Annotated in this window: 8 protein-coding genes; 2 read left to right on the forward strand and 6 right to left on the reverse strand. The window is 71.9% G+C overall.

Going from position 1 to position 8062, the window contains the following annotated elements:
* Positions 1–73: 73 nt before the first annotated feature.
* The 3 genes from AB0H81_RS42580 to AB0H81_RS42590 form a co-directional block, all read right to left on the reverse strand.
* Positions 74–286: a hypothetical protein gene (locus AB0H81_RS42580; RefSeq protein ID WP_358387529.1), complete on the reverse strand. Its 213-nt coding sequence runs from the start codon at positions 284–286 to the stop codon at positions 74–76.
* A 343-nt stretch (positions 287–629) separates the two neighbouring features.
* Entirely contained in the window at positions 630–1436 is an 807-nt protein-coding gene (locus tag AB0H81_RS42585) for a serine/threonine-protein kinase (protein WP_358387532.1), read from the reverse strand.
* 56 nt (positions 1437–1492) lie between these two features.
* A complete protein-coding gene (locus AB0H81_RS42590) occupies positions 1493–2824 on the reverse strand; it encodes an MFS transporter (protein ID WP_358387535.1) in 1332 nt (443 codons plus the stop codon).
* Between the two features lie 68 nt (positions 2825–2892).
* Here AB0H81_RS42590 and AB0H81_RS42595 point away from each other — a divergent pair, with 68 nt between their 5' ends.
* Both AB0H81_RS42595 and AB0H81_RS42600 read left to right on the forward strand, forming a co-directional pair.
* Positions 2893–3588, forward strand: a complete 696-nt coding sequence (locus tag AB0H81_RS42595) for a helix-turn-helix domain-containing protein (protein WP_358387537.1) — start codon at positions 2893–2895, stop codon at positions 3586–3588.
* Positions 3589–3838: 250 nt separating this feature from the next.
* Entirely contained in the window at positions 3839–4057 is a 219-nt protein-coding gene (locus AB0H81_RS42600) for a 4-oxalocrotonate tautomerase family protein (protein WP_358387540.1), read from the forward strand.
* Positions 4058–4690: 633 nt separating this feature from the next.
* Here AB0H81_RS42600 and AB0H81_RS42605 read toward each other — a convergent pair.
* From AB0H81_RS42605 to AB0H81_RS42615, 3 genes are all read right to left on the reverse strand, one after another.
* Positions 4691–6832 (reverse strand): peptidase domain-containing ABC transporter, encoded by a 2142-nt coding sequence (locus AB0H81_RS42605; protein ID WP_358387543.1) that lies wholly within the window; start codon positions 6830–6832, stop codon positions 4691–4693.
* Entirely contained in the window at positions 6832–7050 is a 219-nt protein-coding gene (locus tag AB0H81_RS42610) for a hypothetical protein (protein WP_358387546.1), read from the reverse strand. The genes AB0H81_RS42605 and AB0H81_RS42610 overlap by 1 nt, the downstream gene beginning before the upstream one ends.
* Positions 7047–8062: TIGR04500 family putative peptide maturation system protein (locus AB0H81_RS42615; protein WP_358387549.1), on the reverse strand; the 1016-nt coding region annotated here is incomplete at its 5' end. The genes AB0H81_RS42610 and AB0H81_RS42615, both read right to left, overlap by 4 nt.

Genomic DNA, 8062 nt, shown 5'->3' on the forward strand with positions numbered 1-8062 from the left:
GGCGTAGGCGCGCGGGGCGGGCCGGGGGGGCGCCCCGCCGGGGAGGGCCCTCTCCGCTTTCGGCTCGGTCGGGTCAGGCGTAGAGGAACCAGTACCCGTTCTCGTAGGAGCAGCGGAAGGACGTCCACCAGCCCCACTGGATGCCCAGGTTCCCGCCGTTGTAGCAGTCGGACTGCAGGTAGTAGGCGTACCGGATGCTCTCGGCCTGCGCGGGTGCGGCGGTCATGGACAGGAGCACGCCGGTGGCCAGAGCGGCGGAGACGAGTAGGGTCCGTACCTTGCGCATCCGATTCCTCCCAGGGGCATCGCACGAAGGACGCTGTCGCGGAGAGTTCCGCGGGCCGGCTCACCGGTGGGTGAGCGGCGTTCGCACTATCGCATCCATGATCCGCGCGTGACAGGTCCGCGGCCCGCCCGCGGAGTGGGGACGGACGTGACCTGGGCCGACGGGAGGGCGGCGGCCGTGGAGCATGAAACGTTCATCGCGCGGCCGGCATCGCGCTTTGCGTCGCATGGGCGGCGTCGCGCGGCGGGCATCGCACGGTTGGCCTTGCACGGTTGGCATTGCACGGTTGGCATTGCACGGTTGGCACTGCACGTAACCCGCGGCCGCTCGGCTGCTCGTCCGCCTAGATCGCGGCCTGGTAGCTGCTGGCGCGCATGCCCGCCAGCAGCCCCGCCGTCTGCTCCGGCGTGAAGCGGCGTACCGGGTCCGGGTGCAGCAGACCCTCGATGAGCGGCCGCAGCACCCCGGCGCGGCGGGGCGGCGGGTAACCGCCGCTGCGGGCCATGCCGAGCACCGTCGCCGCGTCCTGCCCCGGATACGGTGGCTGTCCCTCCACGGCGCTGTACAGCGTGGCGCCGTACGACCACATGTCGGCCTCCTTGCTGGCCGGCCCGCCGTGCAGCCGCTCGGGCGCCATGAACGCCGGAGTGCCCCGCAGCCTGCGCGAGGTCGTCATCCGGATGTCGCCCTCCGCCGTGGCGATACCGAAGTCGGTCAGCACCACGCGGTCGCCCGTCAGCATGACGTTCGCCGGCTTCACGTCGCGGTGCAACACCCCGGCCTGGTGCGCGGTGCGTAACGCGGCGAGCAGGTGCTGGCCGATCGCGGCCACGGACTGGGCGGGCAGCGTGCCCACCTGGGAGAGCAACTGGTGGAGGGAGAGCCCGTCGAGGTACTCCATCACGATCCAGAGCTTGCCGCCCTCTTCGATGAGGTCGTGGACCGTGATGATGTTCGGGTGTGTGAGGCGGGCGGCCATCCTGGCCTCCCGGAGGACACGACGACGGACCATCTCGGCCTCGCCGGTCAGCGTCAGCTCCTTGAGCGCGACCTCACGATGGAGTAGCTGGTCGAACGCCCGCCAGACGACTCCCATACCGCCACGACCGGCCTCCTCGGTAAGGAGGTACCGTCCGCCGATCTCCCGCATGCCATCCCCTCGTTGCCCGAGGTAATCATGTCATCTCGCCACAGGTCATAGTGTGCCTAAAGAGACGCGGATGTGCGGCGAACCGAATGATCGCTGGTCAACGGCATGGAAATTGGGTCGCGCGCGACACGCCACACCAGCCCGACGGCGGCCAGGCAGACGCCCGCGGCCCCCAGGAAGACCGCCGGCAGCCCGGCGATCTCACCCAGCAGCCCGCCGAGCGCGGCCCCCACGGGCATCCCGCCCATGCCGATCAACCGGTACGCGGAATTCACGCGGCCCAGCAGCGCCGACGGGATGAGCCGCTGGCGGGTGGAGACCACGAGCACGTTCGACGCGCCGCCGACGAGACCCCAGACGACGGCCGTCGGATACAGCAACCACCCGACGGGCACCAGCACGGGCACCAGGTACAGCAGGGCGGACACCAGCCAGCAGGCCACCAGGGTCCGGCCCTCGCCGAGCAGCCCGGTCAGCCGCTCGGCCACCAGCGACCCGGCCACGGAGCCCGCGGCCAGCGCGGACATCATGAGGCCGTACCCCTCGGGGGTGAGCCCCACCCGCGACCCGGGACCGACGAGCCAGAGGATGAGGACGCCGAAGTAGGCGGCGCTGGCGGTGTTGAGCAGCCCGGCGGAGATCGCCAGGGTGCGCAGGAACCGGTGCGCCCAGAGGTAACGCAGCGCCTCCCGGATGTCCCGCCCGAGCCCGCCGCGGTGGGGGGTGGCGGGGGCCGCCTGGGGATATGAGGAGCCCGCGCGAGGGTCGGCGGAGGCAGCCTGGGGATCGGCGGAGCTCGCGATCGTCCGAGAGACTGGGGAGTAGTTCCCGCGCATGCCGAGCAGCAACACCCCGGCGGCCCCGTACAGCAGCGCGGGCGCGCCGAGGACGGCGACCGGCAGGAGCGTCACCAGGAAGCCCGCCAGCGGCGAGCCGAGGAACTCGTTCCCGATCATCTGAACGCTCACCACGCGGCCGTTGGCGGCCGTGAGACGGTCCGAGGGCACCGTCATGGGGAGCACCGACTGCGCCGAGGTGTCCGCGAAGACCTCCGACACCCCGGCGACCAGCAGGATCCCCAGAATGCCCCACAGGTTCAGCATCCCGGACACCGCCAGCGCCCCGCCCAGCACCAGCACCCCGGCGCGGGCGGCGTTGGCCAGCACCATGATCCGCCGCCGGTCCAGGCGGTCGGCGATCGCCCCCGCGTGCAGCGCGAACAATAACCACGGCAACGTGACCGCGGCTCCTACCAGCGACACCTGTGTCGGCGACCTGGTCATCGAGATCGCCAGCAGCGGCGCCCCGACCTTCAGCACGCCGTCCGCCACGTTGGACAACGCCGTGGACGACAGCAGGAACGTGAACGCGCGCCCGAGACTCGGCATGGCTTCCTCCGCTAGTGTGTAAGGGAAAGTGTGCATAGGTTTCTTTGCAAAGATAGGTGTGCACAGTGATGCAAAGCAAGAGCTATTCCGCACGAACCCTCGACGCCAAGGCGTTGAAGTCGTTCGCCCACCCGCTGCGCCTGCGCCTGTACGAGCTGCTCGACGAGCACGGCCCCTCGACGGCCACCCGCCTGGCCGCGCTGCTGGAGCAGAACACCGGCGCCACGAGCTACCACCTCAGGGAGCTGGCCAGGCACGGCATGATCGAGACGGCGCCGGAGCTGGGCAAGGGCAAGGAGAAGTACTGGCGCATCGTGCCGGGCGGCTTCACGTACGGGGAGCCGCCGCAGGACGATCCGGAGGCGGCGAGCGCGTTCGCGTTCCTGATCGACGACCTGATCCGGCAGCGCGGCGCCGAGCTGGCGCGGTGGCGCGCGGAGGCGACGACGACGCCCGAGGAGTGGGTCCAGGCCAGCGGCTTCGGCCGCCGATCTCTCCGGCTCACGGCGCAGGAGGCGGTGGACATGAGGAACGAAGTCCTTGAGGTGCTGGACAGGTACCGCGTGATGGCGGACCGGAGGCAGGAACGCTCCGGGGGAAGCCCGGATCCGTTGCTGGGCCACGTGGTGGTGCACTTCGACACGTTCCCGGTGGGGGCGTCCGACGGGCCGGGAGATGGCCCGGGAGACGGTTCGGGAGGCGGCCCGGGGGGAGACGGCCCGGGGGTCGGTTCGGGAGATGGCCTGGGGGACGGCCCGGGGTAGGGCATGGGGTCCGCGCGTAGAGGACAGCGTTGGAGAGAGTTCGGGAAAAGAGGCGGAAGAGCGTGCGGGGGGGCCGAAGGAGTGGACAGGGCCGAAGGAGCGGGCGGAGGCGGTGCGCCGTGGGTGGGCAGTGGGACTGGCTGTGGATGGCGTCCCGGATGGAATGTCTGTCGGGTTTGTCGGAGAGCTGCATGGGGCATCTCCGCTGAGCGGCGCCGGGGGCTTGGTGCGCCGCCTGGGAGGGGGACCCATGCCAGTCGTCAATGTGAAGGTCATCGAGGGCGTGTTCAGTGACGCCCAGAAGACCGAGATGGTGCAGAAGCTGACCGAGGCGATGGTCGAGATCGAGGGCGAGAACATGCGCTCTCTGACCATGGTCATCGTCGAGGAGGTCAAGAGCGGTGACTGGGGCATCGGCGGCAAGCCGATGTCGACCGAGGATGTGAAGGCGGCGGCCGCGGGGTTGTAGCGCTGCTGACCTGATTCGTGCCTCGCCCGGCGATCTGGCGCGTGCCTCGCAGGCCGACAGGATCTCTGCCTTGCCCGGTTGCTCTGATGCGCATTCAGCCTTGGCTGGCTGGTCTTCGTCGCTCCGGGTCCACGTGGTTCGCTCCGGGTGGGTCGGGTCGGGTCGGGGTTGGGGCGAGTTGGGCCGGGTGTGGCGGTGGGGAGCTGATCGCGTCCGTTCCAGGCCGGGCTCGAATGGGTGTGGTGAGGTGTGGGGAGCTGATCGCGCCCATGCCGGTCAGGTCGTACGGGTGGATCTGGCTTCGTGCCGGGGTGGGCTGATTTCGCCCTGCGTCGCCAGTTCGTCGGCCGCGCCCCCGAGGGCCGGTCTGGAGGAGGGCGGCACAAGGCAGCGGGGGCCTGGGGCGCGTCCCGGTCTGGGGCGCCGGCGGCCTGGGAGCACGCCGAGCGGTGCGGGCGGCCCACGGGAACAGTCCCGGCTGAGCAGGGCGAGCACTCCGGACGGTGGCGTCACCGGTCTAAGATGCCCCCGGTCTGGAATGCCCTGGTCTGGCGGGCAGTTACCGGTCTGGGGTACCACCGGTCTGAGGTGTGCCCGCCAGCCTTCGAGCCTGACGCCGGAGTCGCCCCACGGTCACCTGGACGGCACCGTCTGGGCCGCCACCAGGCGTGCGTACGCCCCGCCCATGGCCATCAGCTCCTCGTGGGTCCCGCGTTGCGCGATCCGGCCCGCCTCCATCACGAGGATGAGGTCGGCGTCCCTGATCGTGCTCAGCCGGTGCGCGATGACGATCCGGGTCTGGACGAGCCGTCCCAGGTTGGCCTCGATCGCGGCCTCGGTGGCGCTGTCGAGGTTGCTGGTGGCCTCGTCGAGCAGCAGCACCTTCGGCTGAGACAGTACGGCGCGGGCCAGGGCGAGGCGCTGGCGCTGGCCGCCGGAAAGGCCGAGGCCGTCGGTCAGCATCGTCTCGTATCCCATCGGCATCTCCATGATCTCGTCATGGAGCGCGGCCAGGCGGGCCGCGGCGACCACCCGGTCCAGGGAGGCGCCGGGGTCGTTCAGCGAGATGTTGTCCCTGATCGTCCCGTTGAAGAGGGACGGTTCCTGGGTGACCACGCCGAACTGGCGGCGCAGGGTGCGCAGGTTCAGCTCGGCCGCCGGGACGCCGTCGTAGCGGATCTCGCCCTCGACCGGGCTGTGCAACGCCAGCAGCAGCCTCGCCAGCGTGCTCTTGCCGGACCCCGAGGCTCCGACCAGTGCGACCTTCTGTCCTGGCCGGATGGCGACCGATACGTCCCGCACGGTCCACGGGCCGCGGGGGTCGTGCCGGAAGCTCACCCCGCGCGTCTCCACAGCGCCGCGCAGCCGCAGCACCTCGATGCCCGTGCTCGGTTCCGGCTCGGAGGCCAGGATGTCCGACAGCCGGTCGAAGTGGGCGCCGGCCTGCTGAAGGCTCTGCAAGCCGGTCATCAGCGACCCCAGCGGGGTGAGCGCGCCGACCGCGACGGCGTTGAGCGCGATCAGCGTTCCCACCGTGAGCTGCCCGTCCAGGACGCGCCAGGCGCCGAGCCACATGAGTCCGAGCGGCGCCGCCATCCGGATCGCCGACAGCGCCGACTCCAGGAAACCCTTGGTGAGGCCGGTGCGCACATCGGCGTTGAGCTGCCTGGCGAAGTGGGCCGACCACTGCTCCACCGCCCGCCTCTCCGCGCCCGACGCCTTCAGTGTCTCGATGCCGGTGATCGCCTGGATGAGGCTGCCCTGCGACGCGGACAGCGCGGTGAGTTCCTGCTGGGTCAGCGTGGCGATCCGGTTGGTGGTGGCCAGCAGCAGGACCGTCTGGAGCAGCGCCACGCCGGTCAGCGCCACGCCGAAGACGGGGTCGTACAGGTAGACCAGGACGAGGTAGCCGAGGGCGAGCGGTCCGTCCAGCAGCGCCGCCACGATCTGGCCGGTGAGGATGTCGCCGAGAGCGGAGACGCTCGCGGTGCGGGTCATCAGGTCGCCCTTGCCGCGCCGGGTGAAGTACCGGTAGGGGAGTGCCACGAGGTGGCCGACCACGCCTTCGGTGAGCTCCTGGTCGGCTCGGGCCCGTACCGCCACCAGCAGCGCCGCCCTGAGGTAGCCGATGACGAACTGGGCCGCCCCCGCCAACAGCGCCGCGCCGCCCAGCAGCGACAGGACGCCGGTCGCCCGTGACGGTATGACGGTGTCTATCAGCAGTTCGGACAGCAGCGGCAGACCCAGCCCCAGCAGTTGCAGGAGCAGCGAGGCGGCGAGCACCTGCGCGAGCAGGCCGCGACGCCGCCGGAACAGGGTACGGACGAACTCCCTGCGCCAGGCGCCGGCCATCGAGGACGAGCCGCGGCGGAATCCCGCACCGGGTTCGAAGACCAGCAGCACGCCGGTGAACCCGGCGCTGAACTCCTCGGCGGTCAGCCGGCGGCGGCCCTGCGCCGGGTCGACGACGTCCACCCGGTCGGGCGCCCAGCGTTCGACCACCAGGAAGTGGCCGAACTCCCAGTGCGCGATCGCGGGCAGCGGCACGCGCGCCAGGTCCTCGGGCGCGAGCGAGAAGGCCCGCGCCTTCAGCCCGTGGTCGCGGGCGCCGTCCACGACGGCCTTGGCACTCAGGCCGTCGCGCCCGACCTGGAGCCGTTCGGAGACCTGGTGCAGGGTGGTGCGCATGCCGTGGTGGCACAGCACCATGGCCAGGCACGCCGCGCCGCACTCCGTGTCGTTGTTCTGCAGCAGGACGGGGGGCCGGCGCGGCATCACGGCGCCGCCTTCAGCGCCAGCGCGGCCAGCACGACCACGCCCGCGAGCAGGGCGGCCGCCAGCGTCCACAGCGCGAGGAACGAGGGGCCGCTGATCACCAGCGGCATCCGGGTGCGGCCGGTGCGTGGCGCGGACCGGTGGCGCAGCGCCTCCTCCCGGTAGACGGGCCGTGTCTGGGGTGGGACGCGAGGCGTGTCGTTCCGTGGGGCGGTCAAGACCAGTGCCATTCGATCGTGGCCGCGGCGCGGCGCTCCGCAAGCCAGAGGGCGAAGGCGGCCCGCCCGGCCGCCTCCAGGGTCTCCGCGTCACGGGCGGCGGGCGTCCGTGACAGAACGGCTCCGGTCAGGAACCCGCCGCCGGGCGCCTCGGCAGGCCCGATCACCTGCCCGGCGGGCGCGCCGCGCAGGGCCTCGGGCAGGTCGCTCTCCCACCGGACGCCGACGGTCACCACAACATCGCCGAGCGACTCCGGGCCGCCGAACGGGTCGTCCAGGGAGCCGTCGAGTGATCCCGGGCCGCCGAACGGGTCGTCCAGGGAGCCGTCGAGCGATCCCGGGCCGGCGAGTGGGGCGTTCACGGGGCCGCCGAGTGAGCCGAGGCCGCCGAGCAGGTCGTCCACCGCGCCGGCGACCACCTTCTCGCGGCCGGTGACCCAGACGGCCCTGACGCGGGCGAAGTCACCGGGGTGGGCGGCCAGGTGGCCCGGCGCCAGCTCGGCCTCCTTGTCCCCGCGGAACCGGCGGCGGCGGGCGATCCCCTCGATGTACGCCTCGAACTGCTCGCCCGACATGCCGGCCGCGGCCATCCAGGCCAGGGTCGAGGCGCGGTCGCGCAGCCCCCGCCCGCGACGGAACGCGTCCGCCGTCGCCTGGAGGCCCGCCGCGCTGACCGGCTCGCCGTCGTCGCCCGCCGCGGCCAGCAGGCACTGGTCGACGATCTCCTGGTACGGCGAGGCGTCGCGCCCCGACAGTGAACGGAGCATGGTCAGCGCCTGGGGCACCGACACGTGCACGCCGTCCACGCTCACGAGGTGCCCCGCGGCCCAGTGCGTCGAATGGTCGATCAACCAGGGCACGCCGTCCTCGGGCGGGGCGCTCAACGCGATCGTGCCACCGTCCGGATGGTCGAGGAGGAGGTCGTAGTCCACGACGGGGGATCCCGGGCGCCGGTCGACGACGAGCTGCGCGCCGTGCGCGGGTGCCGCGCGGCCCACGCGAGTCCTCGATG

It is taken from the genome of Nonomuraea sp. NPDC050691, assembly GCF_040654455.1.
GTDB lineage: Bacteria > Actinomycetota > Actinomycetes > Streptosporangiales > Streptosporangiaceae > Nonomuraea.

Bases quoted from the DNA above. Each gene is read 5' to 3' on its own strand.
- AB0H81_RS42590 (WP_358387535.1), bottom strand. From the start codon at position 2,824: ATGCCGAGTCTCGGGCGCGCGTTCACGTTCCTGCTGTCGTCCACGGCG.
- AB0H81_RS42595 (WP_358387537.1), top strand. From the start codon at position 2,893: ATGCAAAGCAAGAGCTATTCCGCACGAACCCTCGACGCCAAGGCGTTG.
- AB0H81_RS42585 (WP_358387532.1), bottom strand. From the start codon at position 1,436: ATGCGGGAGATCGGCGGACGGTACCTCCTTACCGAGGAGGCCGGTCGT.
- AB0H81_RS42580 (WP_358387529.1), bottom strand. From the start codon at position 286: ATGCGCAAGGTACGGACCCTACTCGTCTCCGCCGCTCTGGCCACCGGC.
- AB0H81_RS42605 (WP_358387543.1), bottom strand. From the start codon at position 6,832: ATGCCGCGCCGGCCCCCCGTCCTGCTGCAGAACAACGACACGGAGTGC.
- AB0H81_RS42600 (WP_358387540.1), top strand. From the start codon at position 3,839: ATGCCAGTCGTCAATGTGAAGGTCATCGAGGGCGTGTTCAGTGACGCC.